Source organism: Serratia sp. CoH_122_TC_1, from assembly GCF_058191755.1.
The window spans coordinates 82,401-99,204 of the sequence record NZ_JBXWLA010000017.1 but is presented as its reverse complement, the minus strand read 5'-3'; the positions used below and the strand labels follow the sequence as shown (position 1 = coordinate 99,204).

Below are 16,804 nucleotides of genomic sequence, written 5' to 3'. Positions count from 1 at the left end.
CGCGCCCATCGCTCCTGCCGCCGTCGTTCCCGGCATGGGGGAGCTTACTTGCTAAGAGGAAATCATTATGACAAACCTAAATTACAAACCGACCATTTGGACCCGCGCAGAGGCGCTGAAAGTCAACGAAAACGATCCGACCACCACGCAACCCTTGGTGAGCGCCGATTTTCCGGTCATGAGTGACAGCGTGTTCATCTGGGACACCATGCCGCTGCGCACCCTGGAGGGCACCGTGGTTTCCGTCAACGGCTGGTCAGTAATTTTGACGCTGACCGCCGATCGCCATCCTTATGACCCGCAGTATATTGATGGCAACGGCAATTACGACATCAAGCGCGACTGGGAAGATCGCCACGGCCGTGCGCGCATGTGCTACTGGTATTCTCGTACGGGTAAAGACTGGATCTTCGGCGGCCGGGTGATGGCGGAAGGGGTTTCACCGACGACGCGTGAATGGGCGGGTACTCCTATCCTGTTGAATAACGAAGGCGATATCGATCTGTATTACACCTGCGTGACGCCGGGTGCCACCATTGCCAAAGTGCGCGGCCGCATTGTGACGTCGGATGACGGCGTGCAACTGCAGGATTTCAACGAGGTGAAATCGCTGTTCGAGGCCGACGGGGTGTATTACCAGACCGAAGCGCAGAATCCCTACTGGAACTTCCGCGACCCCAGCCCGTTTATCGATCCGCAGGACGGCAAACTGTATATGGTGTTCGAGGGTAACGTAGCCGGCGATCGCGGTTCGCATGTGGTTGGCCCGCAAGAGCTGGGGCTGGTGCCGCCGGGCCATGAAGAGGTAGGCGGCGCACGTTTCCAGGTGGGCTGTATCGGCCTGGCGGTGGCGAAGGATAATCGCGGTGAAGAGTGGGAGATTTTGCCGCCGCTGGTTACGGCTGTGGGCGTCAACGATCAGACCGAACGCCCGCACTATGTGTTCCAGGACGGCAAATATTACCTGTTCACCATCAGCCATAAATTCACCTATGCCGAAGGGTTGACCGGGCCGGATGGGGTGTACGGTTTCGTCAGCGATAGTCTGACCGGGCCTTACACGCCGATGAACGCCTCAGGCCTGGTGCTGGGTAACCCGCCGGAACAGCCTTTCCAGACGTATTCGCATTGCGTGATGCCAAATGGTTTGGTGACGTCGTTCATCGACAGCGTGCCAACCAGCGGCCAGGATTACCGTATCGGCGGGACGGAAGCGCCAACGGTGCGGATTGTGCTGGAAGGCGACCGTTCCTTTGTGCGCGAGGTGTACGATTACGGTTATATCCCGGCGATGCAGGATATCGTTTTGCAAGGGTAATCGGCGGTTTGTAGCCTGAGCCGTTTTAGAGGCCTGACGATGTCAGGCCTTTTCAGGTTTGGCGCACAGCGGATGACGCTATTTTTTAGGCGAGTGCAGCAGGTAGTAGTCTTCCGCGCCGTCGTTGCCGGTGGTTATCTTTTGCCAGCCGTGTTTATGATAAAACGCCAACGCCTTTTCGTTCTTCACCAGACATTTCAATGAACCGGTGGCAGTAAATGTCTGTTCTGCCGCCTGCAGTAAGGCACTGCCTACGCCAAGGGGCGGCAGGTGAGGATCAACATACAGATTATGGATAAAATTATCTTGGCGATAAATCGATACAAATCCCAGTAGCGTCCCCTGATCCTCCGCTACCCAGATATCCTCACCCAACGTCGAACGATCGAAATCCTCTAGTCGGTAATCGTCGGTATCGCGCCACGGAAACGCCGCTTTGCGTGATGCCAAATACAGCGTGCGCAGGAAGGGGCGGTCGGCTTCTTGGTAGGGTCTGATCTGCATGGCATCTCCTTTTTATTTTTTTGACACTATAGCGCAATTGACCTCACCGTCAGCAACCCCAATAATGGCTGTCTTGACTCGGGGTGCCTCTAGGGGCTGAGATTTTACCCGTATTACCTGATCTGGATTATGCCAGCGTAGGGAAGTCTCGGTGCCCCAACCGGTACCCGCCTTCTTGAACGCCGGTTGGGAGGAATATGTTCGCTCGACCTGATGCTTTACCCGGCGCCCGTGCCGCGGCCTGTTTGACCCAATTTAAGCACCAACCCCCATTGATTCACTGCCTGACCAACGAAGTGGTGCAGGAGCTGACGGCTAACGTGTTGCTGGCGCTCGGCGCTTCCCCTGCGATGGTGGTGGAACCGACAGAGGCAGCGCAGTTCAGCCTGCTGGCGAATGCTTTGCTGATTAACATCGGTACTCTCAATGCCTCACGTGCCGAATCCATGCTGGCGGCGGTGGAGGCCGCCAATACGGCGGGAACGCCATGGACGCTGGATCCGGTGGCGGTTGGTGGGTTGGTGTACCGTACTGCCTTTGCCCATTGCCTGTTAGGTAAAAAACCGGCGGCGATCCGCGGTAATGCTTCCGAAATCATGGCGCTGAGCGGTCTGCAGACAAGTGGGCGCGGCGTAGACAGCACGGACGATTCGCTGGCGGCTTTACCCGCCGCGCGTGAGCTGGCACGGAGCAGTGGCGCTGTCGTGGCGGTAACCGGGGTCGTGGATTATGTCACCGACGGCCAGCGTGAGTGGGCCGTCGCAGGGGGGGACGCACTGATGACGCGGGTCGTGGGAACCGGCTGTGCCTTATCGGCCGTAGTGGCGGCATTTTGCAGCCTGCCGGGCGATCGGCTGGACAACGTCGCGACTGCCTGCCGGGTGATGTCGCTGTGTGGTGAACGTGCCACGCGCGATGCCGCAGGGCCGGGCAGTTTCACCCCTGCGTTCCTCGACGCGTTGTATCAACTGCGTCCGGAGGATCTGCAATGAAACGAATTAACGCATTGACTATCGCGGGTACCGATCCGAGCGGCGGTGCAGGTATCCAGGCTGACCTGAAAGCCTTCTCTGCGCTGGGTGCCTACGGGGCCTCCGTTATTACCGCACTGGTGGCGCAAAATACCCGCGGGGTGCAGTCGGTTTACAATATTGACCCTGCTTTTGTCGCCGCTCAGCTTGATTCCGTGTTCAGCGATGTGCGTATCGACAGCACCAAAATCGGTATGCTGGCTAACACTGACATTGTGCAGGCGGTGGCGGAGCGTTTGCGTCATTACCAACCGGCATTTGTGGTGCTGGATACCGTGATGTTGGCGAAAAGTGGTGATCCCCTGTTGGCGCCAGAGGCCGTGGACTCTATTCGTCGCGAACTGTTGCCGTTGGTGTCGATTATTACGCCGAACCTGCCGGAAGCTGCGGCTTTGCTGGAATGTGCGCCGGCGGAGAATGAACGGCAAATGCGTGAGCAAGGCCAGGCGCTGCTGGCAATGGGCTGTCGGGCGGTGCTGATGAAGGGCGGTCATCTGAGTGAAAGTGAGAGCCCGGACTGGTTGTTTAGTGATGGGCAGGAACTGCGTTTCACTGCGCCACGTGTGGCGACCCGTCATACGCACGGTACCGGTTGTACACTTTCCGCCGCGTTAGCCGCATTGCGCCCGCGCCATGATGATTGGGCCAGCACGGTGGCGTCGGCCAAAGATTATCTACAAAAAGCGTTGCAGCAAGCCGACACCCTGGAAGTGGGGCAGGGTATCGGACCGGTGCATCATTTTCACGCCTGGTGGTGAGTCAACTTTTTGCCGTCACTGTGGTCTGACTAGATTCAGGCCCGGTTTTGGCCGGGTGCAGACGAATTTTATTAAAGGAGAAGGCCATGACAGGACAAAACGCACTTCGCGGTGCCATCTTCGGCGTGTTACTCAGCTTCAGCGTGGGCAGCGTTGCCCAACAAATTGTCACTACCTCCGATGTGATCCAGCTGCCGGGCTACCAGACAAGTTGGCAGAACATGGTGAAAGGCCAGGCCCGTTTACCGGGGTGGGCGCGTAAGGGAATGGGGACATCAACCCCGGCGCAAAGCCTGAGTTGGAAGGGCCAAAATTATTTGGTGGGCAATCTGTGCAAACCCCACGACTGTGCCAACAATTTTATGATGGTGGCGTTTAAAGAAGACAAGTCACAGGCATGGGCGGTGCGCGTCGAAGTGGCGAACAAACCGGAAGCGGTTGATCATCCGAAGAAATACGCTAAATACCAATGGTTGGGCAAGCCGGACGAGGACATGAAGGCGCTGTTGAAACAACAGTTCGAGAATAATCCAGACTGGAAATAATCAGTATTCGGCTGAATGCTGACGCATTTGGCCGTTTTTTTGCGATGAATATAGAACATTAAAATTAAACCCATATAAAACAATGTCAAAATAGGATAAATGTTATTTCATAATGATTTTATTATTTGGTTATATCTGTTTTGTATTATTTTGTTGTGCGTAATTATATTTATCTCCTTAGTATTTAATGGGTTGTGAGTTTTATTTTCTTTCTTAAATAATAACCACTTTTATTTTGTGTTTTTATTTTATTTAGTGTCTATGATCTTGTTTGGCGAATTTATTTTCACCGGAAAAATAGGCATTGCAGCTTTTTGCAATGGTGTCTGGAGATAAATATGTAAGCGGAGCATTATGATCATGGAAACAAATCACATTACTCTTTCTGAAGATGAAAAAGCGTCATTATACTTGTTGGATCAGGCGATGGGGTTCACCGTGCAGGCCGCATTGCGGGTCGCGACGGAGCTGAACGTGGCCGACGCTCTGATTGATACGCCCAAAACGTCCCGGGAGCTGGCGAGTCAGCTGACGGTGGATCAGGACTTATTGCATCGCGTTATGCGCACGCTGGTATCTCGCAATATTTTTACCGTTTCTAACGACGGCCATTTCGCGCTAAATTCGGTGGCGCAATGCCTGCGCTCCGATGCCAGGGATTCTTTGCGTGCTGCAGTCATCATGCTTACTGATGACACATTCTGGCTGCCTTTGGGCAAGTTGACGGGAACTGTTCGGGGTGACCCGGTGTTCAAACAGCTGTTCGGAATGTCTTTTTATGAATATTGGTCGAGGGAAAATATTCCCGCGTCGGAAAATGATTTTCATGCCGGAATGTCGTCCATGTCATCGGTGGAAAATAAATTCCTGGTGCGAAATTATCATTTCCCAGAAAATGCGACGGTGGTGGATATTGCGGGGGGATTGGGCGGATTGCTGCTGAGCGTATTGCGTGCTAACCCGACGCTCAAAGGTATCCTTTTCGATCAGCCGCAGATCTTGCCGAGAAATCGGCTCGGTGAACTCGGGGACGATTCCCGTTGGGAAACCTGTGCCGGCAGCTTCTTCGAGTCGTGTCCGACGGCGGACTTTTATTTATTGAAATACATCACCATGGACTGGCCGGACGAACCGGCCAGCCGGATATTACGCAGCTGCCGCAATGCTATGCATCCTGATTCGACACTGTTGATCATGGAACCGGTGATCCCAGAAGGTCATGATTGGGACAGTGCCAGAGAGATCGATCTGCTGCTCATGGGGAGTTTTGACGGCGGGAAAGCGCGTACCGAAGAAGAACTGAGGGCATTGCTGGCCACTGCCGATCTGAAGCTGAACCGGATAATCAACACCGGTTGTTATGTCTCGATCGTTGAGGCAGTGCCCAGCTAAGTCAACGCTGAGGATAGAAAGAAACCCGCAAACAATGCGGGTTTCTGTCCTTTTCGTCAGCCGATGCCCGCCTGATGCAGGTCGTGCAGGTTGATCGCGCCCACCAGTACGCCGTCCAAATTGACCACCGGGGCAGCGCTGATATGCTGTTCGTGTAACGCCTCAAGCGCTTCTCCGGCGCGCCACTGTTCTGGCAAGCGGTAGCCGGGGCGGGTAATTGCCGGGCTTAACGCATCCTGCAGGCTATTCCCTTTCACCAGCCAGCGACGCAGGTCACCATCGGTAAAGACGCCGACCACTTTCTGCTGTGCGTTACACACGGGCACCAAGCCCAGCCCGGTGCGGCTCAGTTCAAGCATCGCTTCCATGACGTTGGCATTTTCACTGACCTGAGGCAGGCGATCGCCTGTGCGCATCAGGTGATGTACCCGATTCAGTAAACGTGCGCCCAGACTGCCGCCAGGATGTGAGCGGGCAAAATCTTCGGCATTGAAACCGCGTTGACGCATCAGCGCCATGGCCAATGCATCACCCATCATCAGCGTATTGACTGCGCTGGAGGTCGGTGCCAGCCCCATTGGGCAAGCTTCACGTTCAACGCTGATATCCAGCACGCAGGCCGCTGCCTGTGCTAACGGTGACTCTTTACCGCCTGTGATGGCGATCACCGGGATAGTATTTTCCGCCAGTAGCGGCAGGATAAGATCCAGCTCTTTGGCTCGGCCTGAATAAGAGATAAAGATCACCACGTCATCGGCACCGATCATTCCGAGATCGCCGTGCAGCGCTTCCGCCGGGTGTACGAAGAACGACGGTGTGCCGGTACTGGCCAGAGAGGCGGCGATTTTTTTGCCGATGTGACCGGACTTGCCAATGCCGGAAACCACGGCCTTGCCACGGCAGTTCAGCAGCAGTTCGCAGGCGCGGACGAAATTATCGTCCAGCCGTTCCAGCAGACGTTGTGCTTCTGTCAGCTCAATTTCCAGTGTTTCACGGGCAAAGGCCAGAAGGGCCGAGGCGTTACTCATCAGAATCTCCTACCAGAATGATATTGATACCTTTCGCTTGTAGTGCGGCGAGATAATCCGGGTTGATGTTTTTATCCGTAATCAGCGTGTCTACGGCGGCCAGGTCGCAGACCACGTTCGGGCTTTTACGGCCGAATTTCGACGAGTCTACCAGAAGAATAATGCGGCTGGCGGCCTCGCACATCGCTTTACTGACGTTATGCACCTCATTAAAGGTGGTAACGCCTGCGTTGAGGTCTACACCATCTGCGCCGATAAACAGTTTGTCGAAGCTGAACTGTTGGAAAGCGGATTCTGCCAGGCTGCCGTGGAATGAGGCCGATTTTTTGCGATAGGTACCGCCGGGCATCAGGATAGTCTGGTCGTTGTCCAGCTCCACGAGCGCATTGACGATATGCAAGCTGTTGGTCATCACGGTGATGTTATTGAACTGCGCCAGATGCGGCACCATTTGCAGCACGGTACTGCCGGCGTCGAAAATCAGTGAATCGCCGTCGTTGATAAGCCCAATGGCGGCGTAGGCGATCTGGCGTTTCTTTTCGGTATTGATATGGGTTTTACGGTCGATCGGTTGATCGCCATCGTCACGGCTGAGGACGACACCGCCATACGTACGGATCACTTCACCTTCGTCCTCCAGCAGAGTGAGGTCTTTACGAATGGTGGTGCCCGTGGTGGCGAAGTGTGCTGCCAGGGCATCCACTGCCGTTTTGCCATGCCGCTGCAGATATTCAAGGATAGCGGCCTGCCGCTGCTTTGGTTTCATAGCCTGTCCTGTTCACAAGAGTTGAGCATTTCCCTTCAATGAATAATTCAATATGAAAGGTAATGTCTTTTAATGTGAAAATATCATGATTTAGGGGCAATCGCTAACGATAGTGCAGTCTGGCATGCGCGATCCTCGGGGAAGATCACATCCGGGATAAGGTCTCTCTGATGAAGCCCGTGCAGACGGGCGAGCTGTCGCGGTTGCGCAAAAATGGTCAGGCCACGCATGAGCATGCTGCCGCAGACCCGCTGCTCGGTATCGAAAGCCAGTGCCAAGACTACCCGTGGCCGAAAGCGCCCGCCAGAACGCCCGACACCGACGGTGCCCAGCTGGCATAGGCCGTCGAAGGCGCGGTTAAAACGTTGAAGTTGCCACCAGCCGAAAGCAATGTGCAGTAGCCAGGCCAGCACGGCAAAAATAATGAATGCCTGGGTCATGTCGTCTCCTGTTTGGTTTCCCTCTCCCGAAGGAGAGGGAGGGATAATCCGATCAGAACATCACCTGACCGCCGGTAATATTGATTGACTGGCCCGTGCAGTAAGACGCCTTATCACTGGCATAGAACAGCAGGGTATTCAGGACATCCTGATAGTCGCAGCCGCGTTTCAGTGGCACTTTATCGGTGTAATACTTTTCAACCTGATCGGGTGCGATCCCCAGTTTCTGTGCGTACTGCGGCAGCAGCGACTGGAACATCGGCGACTTCAGCAGATTGCCGAGCATCAGCGAATGGACGGTAATGCCGTACTCCGCCAGATCAAGCGCCAGTGATTGGGTCAGCCCGACGCCGCCAAACTTGGCAGCGCTGTAGCCTGAATTGTGCTTGCTGCCGACCTTGCCGGATTTGGAGTTGATCTGAATGATGCGCCCGGCAATGCCGTCGCGGATCATCAGGCGGGAAAACTCGCGGGCGCAAAGAAAATAGCCCACCAGATTCACTTGCAGCGAGCGGTCGAAATCCCCCAACGGAAAATCGGTGATTGGTGCCGCCTTGGCGATCCCCGCGCTGTACACCAGCAGGTTGGTCTGTCCAAATGCACCATCCACTGCCGCTGCCAGTTTCATCACGCTTTGTTCATCGGTGGCATCGGCCTGAAAGCCCTGCGCACAGCCTGCGCCGTATTGATCGTTAATCTGCTGCGCCACGTTTTGGGCGTTCCCCGCGTTTAAATCGGCCACCGCCACGCGGTAACCCGCCTGCGCCAGTCCCAGGCACAAGAATGCGCCTAATGTTTGGCCACCGCCAATCACTACTGCTACTTCAGACATGGTCTACTCCTTATGCGATAAATTTCAGCGTACTGCCTATCGGAATATCAATCGGCGTGGTGCCGGAAACATGGATCGAGCCGGGAAATTCGGCCTGGGTTTCCCCGTCAAAACGCACGGTAAGGTGGCCCAGTTCACGCAAATTCTGGTTAGCGACGCTGCCGACGGCTGTGATCGGGTAGCGTTGATCCGCCAACTCCATCCATCCACCCGCGAGCAGTTCACCGAGGGTATTGCCGTGCTGGTGGATAAAACAAAACTCTTCGATGTCTGCCGGTGCTCCTTCACGAAAGGTGATCAGCATGTCATCACACAGCGCATCGCGGGCAGAGCCGCCAATCTGGGTGATGGTGGTTTGAAAAATGGTGTTCATAACTAGCCCCTGGCGGTAAATGTTATTGATAGATGAAGGCCGAGGCGGCCCAGGCGATCAGCACGGTGGGCGCACCGGTCAGGAAACGCCCGACCAATACCGAAGGCACACCGACCCGCACCGTGTCCTGTTTGGCTTCTGCCAGCGACAGGCCCACGGGAATAAAGTCGCAGGCAGCTTGCGCATTGATCGCGAACAGGGCGGGCAGTGCCAGCTGCGGCGGGATATGGCCCAGGCCAATCTGTACCCCGACCAGCACACCGATTACCTGAGCGATCACCGCGCCGGGGCCCAGGAAGGGGGACAGCAGCGGGAAGGAGCAAATCAGCGCCAGCGTCACCAGGCCAATAGGGCTGTTGGCTAACGGTGTCAGACCGTGGGCGATAAAATCCCCAAGACCGGACGCCATGATGATGCCGATTAGCGCCGAGACGAACGCCATAAACGGCAGAATGGTTTTCAGGACGGTGTCGATGGTGTCGCGACCCGCCTGGAAAAACACGGCCACCACAGATCCCATGCCCATGCCGACTTTTGCCAAGAGGCCGTCACTCTGCTCGGTGATTTTTTTACTGGTGTCGTAATCCCGTCCCCTTGACTGAGTGGCGGAAGCGGCTTGCACCGCATCTGTTTCCGACGCTACCCGGCTGATGTTGTTATCGCGCACCCCAGAAACGTAGATGTCCTCGAGAATAAACTTTGCCAGTGGGCCGGATTGTCCGGTGGCGTGGATATTGACCGTCGGAATACGGCGTTTAGGGTACAGGCCACAGCGTAGGGTACCGCCGCAGTCAATCACCATCACACCAATCTCGTCCGCCGGCGGTTCACCTTCCTTGAAGCCGTCGACGGCGGGCCAGCCAGTCAGTTCGCTAAGCCGGTCGACGATCGACGGGCGGGTGCCCGCAGTGATGTACACCACTTTTTTGCCCGGCTCGATCGGCAACTGTAATGGGCCGCCCCAGCCGCTGGCGCCTTTCTCAATACGGATATAAGCACTCATGCTGCACTCCACGGGTTAAAGTTGCACCTGACGATCCAGGCGGATGCCCATCTTGCGTTCAAACAGGCTGGTGGTGAGATCGGTTACCCAACCGCGGAAGAAGTTGGTAAACAGCCCGACCAAAAAATAGCTCACAGCCAGTGGCCCCAGCGGCAGACCGAGGGTGGTCAGCCCGCTGGCGATGCCGAGATAAACGAACAGTTCGCCGGGATTGATATGCGGGAACAGGCCATTCATGGAGTGGCAGCTGTAAGATGCTGCTGCGTAGTAACTGGGTTTATATTTCTCGGGCATAAAACGGCCGAGGCTGAGGGTCATTGGGTTACAAAAAACAAAGGTGCCGAGCAGCGGCAGCAGCAGATAACGTGAAACCGGGTTTCCCGCGCAGCGCTGCGCCAAGCGTTCAATACGTTCCTGGCCAACAAATTTAATCAGCGCGTTCATAATGACCAACAAGCTGATTAACAAAGGTAAAATGCCAGTCACCATGCCGACAAACACCTCACCGCCTTTCTGAAACAGGCCGATAAACCATTCGGCACCCTGAGTGATTAGCTCAATCATTATTGTTCTCCTGTGATGGAAGGTATGGCCTGGAGCAAAACGGCAGCTCTGTCGCCATGGTCCTTACACTAATCACTTCACGGATTCATTTGTTTTAAATAGATCACATTTTGAAAGATAAATATTTTATTGTGAAAGTTAATTATGAAAGAAAAATAACATCGAAGCACGGTGGCCGTGAGGCGGGAAAGGGGAATCAGCAGATAAAAGACATGAAAAAGCCCGGCGTACCGGGCTGGAGAGAACTCTACTTACTGTCGCCGTGATCAGGCGATGGTCACTTTCTTGTCCAGATAGGTGTCCTGAACGGCATTGATCAACGCCACACCTTCTTTCATCGATTTCTTGAACGCTTTACGCCCCAGGATCAGGCCCATGCCGCCGGCACGTTTGTTGATAACGGCAGTACGCACCGATTCCTGAAGGTCGTTTTCACCGGCAGCGCCGCCGGAGTTAATCAGCCCGGCGCGGCCCATATAGCAGTTGGCCAACTGGTAACGCACCAGATCGATCGGGTGGTCAGTGGTCAGCTTGCTGTAGACGCGGTCATCGGTATAACCAAATTTCACCGCGCGGTAGCCGCCGTTATTTTCCGCCATTTTCTGCTTAACGATATCGGCGCCAATGGTGGCGGCAATATGGTTGGCCTGACCGGTAAGATCGGCGCTGGAATGATAATCCACCCCGTCTTTATTGAATGCCGGGTTACGCAGATAGGCCCACAGCACGGTGACCATACCCAGCTCATGAGCACGCTCAAAGGCGCTAGAAATTTCCTCAATCTGGCGGCGTGACTGTTCAGAACCAAAGTAAATGGTGGCCCCGACCGCGACGGCACCCATGTTGAAAGCCTGCTCGACGCTGGCATACAGCGTCTGGTCGTATTGGGTTGGGTAGCTCAGGGTTTCGTTATGGTTCAGTTTGACCAGGAACGGAATTTTGTGCGCATAGCGGCGTGACACGGACGCCAGCACGCCGTAAGTGGAGGCGACGCAGTTACAACCGGCCTCAATGGCCAGTTCGACGATATTTTTCGGATCGAAGTACAACGGGTTGGCAGCAAACGACGCGCCGGCAGAATGCTCAATGCCCTGATCGACCGGCAAAATTGACAGGTAGCCGGTGCCAGCTAAACGACCGTGATTAAGCAGGCTTTGCATGGAACGCAAAACGGTGTTGGGACGGTTGTTATCGATCATTATCCGGTCAACAAAGTCGGCGCCCGGTAGGTAGAGATTCTCAGCAGGGATGGTAGTACAGCGGTGTTGCAACAGGTCTTCCGCTTCCTTTCCTAACAACTGTGCAATATCAGTCATGATTAACTCCCGATTAGCTTCTTCATAACACCGGTAGGGCAAGGTATCTGACCACCGGCGCAGTAAAAAGCGGTGATTGAAGCTGATAGAACGATATTAATGAAATCCTGACAGCAAGGAGAAACAATAGATGCGATTGAGAGGAAATGCCATTTGCATGGCCAAATACGTGGGGGCGATCGCCCCCTTGACGGCCAGGCCGCTGATTATTCTGCGTCGAACCACTCGGTATTTTGCAGGGCGATAGGGGTGATTGAGTAAATCATTTCTTGTAGATGCTCGTGGATGGCACGCTCGGCGGCGTCTGCATCCTGCGCCTTCAGCGCGGCAAAAATACGGTAGTGCTGTTGGATTAGGCTCTCCGGTGGTGAGACCTCACTCAGGCTGAGAAAACGCACTCGGTCCATGGTGGCCTTGATGGTTTCGATGGTCTCCCAGGCCAACGGGCAGTCCGCGAACTGGGTCAACAGTTGGTGAAATTCATCGTCCAACGTCAGAAACTCACGCGTCTGCTGGTTTTGTGCCGCCAGCTCCTGACGATGCAAGTTATGCTCCAGCGTCATCAGTTGTTCCGGTGTGATCCGTTCCGCCGCACGCCGCACGATCGCGCATTCCACCGCCTGACGGATAAAGCGCCCGTCGGCCACCCGCTTGGCAGAAATCTTCATCACAAACGTCCCGCGTTGCGGCAGGATCTGCACCAATCCAGCCTCTGCCAATTTGATAAAGGCTTCGCGCACCGGTTGGCGAGAAACACTAAAGCGGGTAGAAATCTCTTTCTCGGACAACAGTGTACCGGGGGGAATGGTGCAATCGACGATATCCTTGCGCAGGAAACGGTAGACTTGCTGATTGACCGGGAGATTATTGGTGAGGCTGTAGGATTCAGACATGGTGACAACGCATTACCAAGCTTGAGTGTGAATGCCACCATACTAGCAGATTATCCGCTGGCTGCGGACGGATAAATCCTTCCGCAGCTTGACGAACAAAGCCATTTTACGCTGTCGGTGAGGAACAGCCGAGCGGCAATCCCGCCACGCAAGCCTTGGCACCTTGTGTCAGCAGTTGCCGATAGGCATCGGTCACCGCCCCGACAAAACGCGGATCATCGGGCAGATCATGGCCGAAGACGGTATCAAGTTGCAGTAAGGCCAGCACCCGTTCAGGGCCTTCGCGACTGTTGCTGACCACATTGGCGAGGCGTTCCCGTAATGGATCGCTTATCTCGATGGCCTGACCTTGCTCATCCTGACCGCCGACGTATCGCATCCAACCGGCAACGCCTAACGCCAGGCAGTCAACGTTGCCGTCGCGTGCCAGATGCCAGCGAATGGCGTCCAGCAAGCGCTGCGGCAGTTTTTGGGTACCGTCCATGGCGATCTGCCAGGTTCGGTGTTTCAGTGCGGTGTTGCGGTAACGCGCCAGCAGCGACTCAGCGTACTGCGCCAGATCCACGCCGCAGACTTGCAGCGTCGGGGCCTGTTCCGCCAGCATCAGATGGCGCGCCGCACGCTCGAAATAGGCATCCTGCATACTGTCGCTGATGTGGGTATAGCCTGCCAAATAGCCCAAATAAGCGAGGAACGAGTGGCTGCCGTTGAGCATCCGCAGCTTCATTTCTTCGTAGGGCAGCACGTCGTTCACCAACTCGGCACCGGCTTTTTCCCACTGGGGGCGGCCCTGTGGGAAGTTATCTTCGATCACCCATTGGCGGAACGGCTCGCAGGTGACACCGAGCAGATCGGCGACGCCACCCAGCAATGCCTCCGTGTGTTGCTGGGTTTCTGCCGTGACCGCCGGGACAATGCGGTCGACCATCGTTGAGGGAAACGCGACATGCTGTGCGATCCACGCTGCTTGGCCATTGTCTTGCCGTTGCGCCAGCTGCGTTAATACGTTGCGAGTAATCTGGCCGTTGGCGGGCATATTGTCGCAGGACATCACGGCAAACGCAGGCAACCCACGTTCCCGGCGCAGACGCAGTGCGGCCAGGATCAATCCCGGCGCGGAACGTGGTTGCTGTGGATGAACAATATCATGCTGAATATCCGGGTGTTCTGACAGCAACTGGCCGCTGGCGGGGTGATAACAATAGCCTTTCTCGCTGATTGTTAATGAAACGATGGCCACTTCCGGTTGTGCCATGGCGTCTAACACGGCGTCCAATCCGTCGACCTGCAGGTGCAGAGCCTGCCTGACAACGCCAATCACTTGACCGTGCCAATCGGTATCGTTCATTTCGGCAACCGTATACAGCAAATCCTGCCGCTGTAGATCGGCGATTTTTTGCCTGCCGTTGTGCATGCTGATCACGCAGTAACCCCAGTCGCTGGCGTGATCGTTAGCCAGTTGTTCGGCATACACAGCCTGATGCGCGCGGAAAAATGCGCCAAAGCCAATGTGCACGATGCGTGGTTTAAGCCGTTCTCGATCGTAATCCGGCAGGGCAATTGCCGCCGGCAGTGTGCTGTTAGGGGAAAGTATCATGCTGGAATTCCTGACAGAGGGACAGGGCGGCGATGGCCGCCCGATTGCATTAGGATTTTGAGATTTGCGGTTGCGCGGTATTGCGCGGTGCTTTGATCACCAACAAGACCAGTACCGCACCGAGCGCCGCCACGCCGCCTGCCAGCATAAAGGCGCTGTCGAATTTGCCGGTGTTTTGCACAATATAGCCGGTAACTATCGGGCCGATAATGCCGGAAACGCTACCGACCAGGTGGATGAAGCCGCTGGCACCCCCGACGCGGGATTTATGCACAACGTCTTGAATGATTGCCCAGTAAATAGCGCCGGTGATGTACAGGAAGAAGATCGACACTGACATCAGCATTACCGCCGGGACCACACTGCTGACGGTACCAGCCAGTGCTACGCAGATAGCTGCCGCCAGCAAGCTGGTGACCAACACAATCTTGCGCGACAGCAGCAGCTTGCCGGTAATATTGAAAATCTTGTCAGAGATATACCCGCCGAGCGCCAACCCGACAAAACCGACAATCCACGGAATCATGGTGGTGAGGCTCATTTCCTTGATGTTCAGGTTATGCGCCTGCACCAAATAGGACGGAAACCAGCTCAGGAAGAAGAACAGGATATAGTTGTAGCAGAAGAAGGCGAATGCAGTGACCAGGATAATCGGTTGTTTCAGGTAGTAGCCCAGGCCGTGTGCGGCATGGCTCAGTTCTTCCTCTGCACTGTGAGTCTCTTCTTTCATTTGGTTAATCAGGGCGAGTTCTTCATCGCTGACGCGTTTACTTTTCGCCGGGTTATCTGCCACCACAAAGAACCACACCAGCATCCAGACAATGCCGATCGAGCAGATAATCATAAACGCGGGTCGCCAACCGAACGCCAGCGCCAGATAACCGACGATCGGCCCCGCGACGGCACCGCCCAAAGGGGAACCGGCGCTGAGCAGGCCCATTGCGGTCGCCGCCTGTTTTTTTGGGAACCAGCCGTTGATCATTTTATTGGCGGAGGCGCAGATCGGCCCTTCGGCCATGCCGAACAGCACGCGCAGGATCAGCATGGAATAGAAGCCGGTGGCTAACGCCGTCATGCCGCAGAAGATTGACCACAGGCCAACGGCGATGCCGAGAACCAACGTTGGGCCGAATTTGTCTACTGCCAGCCCGCCGATAAAGTTAAAGATGGCGTAACCGAAGAAGAAGCTGCCAAAGATGATGCCGAACTGTTCGGCATTCAGCATCAGATCTTTCTCGATCATTGGCACGGTAATCGACAGCGCGACGCGGTCGAGGTAGTTGATCATGTAAACCATAAACAGCAGGAATACGATGGTCCAACGCAGATTCTTAAACATGAAAGCACTCCACTTGATGTTGTTTTAATCGCGATGCTTTGTTGTCTGCAAGGGCGGTATCACCGCCCGATGCCCCGGTGAAAAAACTAACTAAATTGCAGTAACACTTTGCAGCAGGTGCGCTGGTCTTGTTCGAACATCAACATTGCCTGCTCGACGTCTTCGGCGGGTACGCAATGGGTGATTAATTTCTGTGGGTTGATTTTCCCGCTGGCCATCCAATCGATGACCTGCGGGAAGCGTGCACTGTTTAGGCGTGAGGAGAAAATCGACAGCTCTTTACTGGTGATGCTTTGTTGGGTCAGGGTACAGGCGTCACCGGAGAACCCCATAATACCGATACGCGCTGCCGGTGAAGCAAGATGAATGGCCTCCTGCAAAATGCTCGGGTGGCAGGCTGCGTCAACAATCAACGTCGGACGGATACCGCGTTGTTCCAGTTCTGCAGACAGCGATGCTTCGGCGTTATTGAATGTCCAGTCGGCCCCGTTCTCCTGTGCCATCATCAGGCGTTCAGGAATACGATCGGTGACGATCACGTGCTTCACGCCATAGACGCCTTTCAGCGTTTGGATCACCGTTAACCCCATCGGCCCGGCCCCGTAGATCAACGCAATATCGTCGGCGTTGGGTTGCAGGTGGGCAGTAATATTGGCGGCAATGGTGAAGGGTTCTATCATGGCGGCGTGACGGTCGCTGATGTTATCTGCAATAGGGTAGGCATTGCGCGCCGGGGCACAGGCATAATCGCTGAACCCGCCGTCCCGATGTACGCCGATCACCTGTAGTTCGGTACAAACGTTGGGGCGACCGATAGAACACGGGTAGCAATGACCACAGCTGACGACCGGATCGACGGAAACGCGTTCGCCAAGGCGTTGTGGATCAACCTCGCTACCGACCTGGTCAATCACGCCAAAAAATTCATGACCGATCACGCGCGGATAGCGGGCGAACGGGTTGTGACCATGATAAATATGTACATCAGAACCACAAATACCGGCAAATTTAACCTTTACGCGCACTTCATCGGCGGCGGGCTGCGGCAAGGGGCGCTGTTGGATAGTCAGCCGACCGGGCTGTTCAATAACCACGCTGTGCATGG

Annotated in this window: 18 protein-coding genes and 1 riboswitch; of the genes, 5 read left to right on the top strand and 13 right to left on the bottom strand. The window is 55.2% G+C overall.

Annotated elements, in window-relative coordinates; all coding sequences use genetic code 11:
• The first annotated feature begins 67 nt into the window (after positions 1 to 67).
• Positions 68 to 1,318 carry a glycoside hydrolase family 68 protein gene (locus AC2FC2_RS20555; RefSeq protein ID WP_490659804.1) on the top strand — a complete coding sequence of 417 codons (1,251 nt, stop codon included), beginning with the start codon at positions 68 to 70 and terminating at the stop codon, positions 1,316 to 1,318.
• A 78-nt stretch (positions 1,319 to 1,396) separates the two neighbouring features.
• Here AC2FC2_RS20555 and AC2FC2_RS20550 read toward each other — a convergent pair whose 3' ends face one another.
• Positions 1,397 to 1,822 (bottom strand): GNAT family N-acetyltransferase, encoded by a 426-nt coding sequence (locus tag AC2FC2_RS20550; RefSeq protein ID WP_209638292.1) that lies wholly within the window; start codon positions 1,820 to 1,822, stop codon positions 1,397 to 1,399.
• Between the two features lie 69 nt (positions 1,823 to 1,891).
• A riboswitch (TPP riboswitch) is annotated at positions 1,892 to 1,983 on the top strand.
• A 36-nt stretch (positions 1,984 to 2,019) separates the two neighbouring features.
• Here AC2FC2_RS20550 and thiM point away from each other — a divergent pair.
• From thiM to AC2FC2_RS20530, 4 genes are all read left to right on the top strand, one after another.
• On the top strand, positions 2,020 to 2,814 hold the full coding sequence (thiM, locus tag AC2FC2_RS20545; protein WP_209638271.1) for a hydroxyethylthiazole kinase: 795 nt from the start codon (positions 2,020 to 2,022) through the stop codon (positions 2,812 to 2,814).
• Entirely contained in the window at positions 2,811 to 3,611 is an 801-nt protein-coding gene (thiD, locus tag AC2FC2_RS20540; protein ID WP_490308257.1) for a bifunctional hydroxymethylpyrimidine kinase/phosphomethylpyrimidine kinase, read from the top strand. The genes thiM and thiD overlap by 4 nt, the downstream gene beginning before the upstream one ends.
• A gap of 86 nt (positions 3,612 to 3,697) precedes the next feature.
• Positions 3,698 to 4,156, top strand: coding sequence for an inhibitor of vertebrate lysozyme family protein (locus AC2FC2_RS20535; RefSeq protein WP_490659803.1), 459 nt, complete (start codon positions 3,698 to 3,700; stop codon positions 4,154 to 4,156).
• Positions 4,157 to 4,516: 360 nt separating this feature from the next.
• A complete protein-coding gene (locus AC2FC2_RS20530; protein ID WP_490659802.1) occupies positions 4,517 to 5,548 on the top strand; it encodes a methyltransferase in 1,032 nt (343 codons plus the stop codon).
• Between the two features lie 56 nt (positions 5,549 to 5,604).
• Here the strand turns inward: AC2FC2_RS20530 and gutQ are convergent, their stop codons facing one another.
• From gutQ to AC2FC2_RS20470, 12 genes are all read right to left on the bottom strand, one after another.
• Positions 5,605 to 6,576 (bottom strand): arabinose-5-phosphate isomerase GutQ, encoded by a 972-nt coding sequence (gene gutQ / locus AC2FC2_RS20525; protein ID WP_209638264.1) that lies wholly within the window; start codon positions 6,574 to 6,576, stop codon positions 5,605 to 5,607.
• Complete coding sequence (gene srlR / locus AC2FC2_RS20520; RefSeq protein WP_209638262.1) at positions 6,569 to 7,342, bottom strand: glucitol operon DNA-binding transcriptional repressor SrlR; 774 nt, start codon at positions 7,340 to 7,342, stop codon at positions 6,569 to 6,571. The genes gutQ and srlR overlap by 8 nt, the downstream gene beginning before the upstream one ends.
• Positions 7,343 to 7,425: 83 nt before the next feature.
• Positions 7,426 to 7,782: a transcriptional regulator GutM gene (gutM, locus tag AC2FC2_RS20515; protein ID WP_490659801.1), complete on the bottom strand. Its 357-nt coding sequence runs from the start codon at positions 7,780 to 7,782 to the stop codon at positions 7,426 to 7,428.
• 52 nt (positions 7,783 to 7,834) lie between these two features.
• Positions 7,835 to 8,614 (bottom strand): sorbitol-6-phosphate dehydrogenase, encoded by a 780-nt coding sequence (gene srlD, locus AC2FC2_RS20510; RefSeq protein WP_404760745.1) that lies wholly within the window; start codon positions 8,612 to 8,614, stop codon positions 7,835 to 7,837.
• A 10-nt stretch (positions 8,615 to 8,624) separates the two neighbouring features.
• Positions 8,625 to 8,987 carry a PTS glucitol/sorbitol transporter subunit IIA gene (srlB, locus tag AC2FC2_RS20505; protein ID WP_209638258.1) on the bottom strand — a complete coding sequence of 121 codons (363 nt, stop codon included), beginning with the start codon at positions 8,985 to 8,987 and terminating at the stop codon, positions 8,625 to 8,627.
• 22 nt (positions 8,988 to 9,009) lie between these two features.
• Complete coding sequence (gene srlE, locus AC2FC2_RS20500) at positions 9,010 to 9,990, bottom strand: PTS glucitol/sorbitol transporter subunit IIB (protein ID WP_490659800.1); 981 nt, start codon at positions 9,988 to 9,990, stop codon at positions 9,010 to 9,012.
• Positions 9,991 to 10,005: 15 nt separating this feature from the next.
• Complete coding sequence (gene srlA / locus AC2FC2_RS20495) at positions 10,006 to 10,554, bottom strand: PTS glucitol/sorbitol transporter subunit IIC (RefSeq protein WP_209638254.1); 549 nt, start codon at positions 10,552 to 10,554, stop codon at positions 10,006 to 10,008.
• Between the two features lie 266 nt (positions 10,555 to 10,820).
• On the bottom strand, positions 10,821 to 11,870 hold the full coding sequence (gene fbaB, locus AC2FC2_RS20490) for a class I fructose-bisphosphate aldolase (RefSeq protein ID WP_012146277.1): 1,050 nt from the start codon (positions 11,868 to 11,870) through the stop codon (positions 10,821 to 10,823).
• A 206-nt stretch (positions 11,871 to 12,076) separates the two neighbouring features.
• On the bottom strand, positions 12,077 to 12,763 hold the full coding sequence (locus AC2FC2_RS20485; RefSeq protein ID WP_209638250.1) for a GntR family transcriptional regulator: 687 nt from the start codon (positions 12,761 to 12,763) through the stop codon (positions 12,077 to 12,079).
• A gap of 106 nt (positions 12,764 to 12,869) precedes the next feature.
• Positions 12,870 to 14,360, bottom strand: a complete 1,491-nt coding sequence (locus AC2FC2_RS20480; RefSeq protein WP_490659799.1) for a mannitol dehydrogenase family protein — start codon at positions 14,358 to 14,360, stop codon at positions 12,870 to 12,872.
• A gap of 49 nt (positions 14,361 to 14,409) precedes the next feature.
• Positions 14,410 to 15,699, bottom strand: coding sequence for an MFS transporter (locus tag AC2FC2_RS20475; protein ID WP_265555391.1), 1,290 nt, complete (start codon positions 15,697 to 15,699; stop codon positions 14,410 to 14,412).
• 86 nt (positions 15,700 to 15,785) lie between these two features.
• Positions 15,786 to 16,802, bottom strand: coding sequence for a Zn-dependent oxidoreductase (locus AC2FC2_RS20470; RefSeq protein ID WP_490659852.1), 1,017 nt, complete (start codon positions 16,800 to 16,802; stop codon positions 15,786 to 15,788).
• Between the last annotated feature and the right edge of the window lie 2 nt (positions 16,803 to 16,804).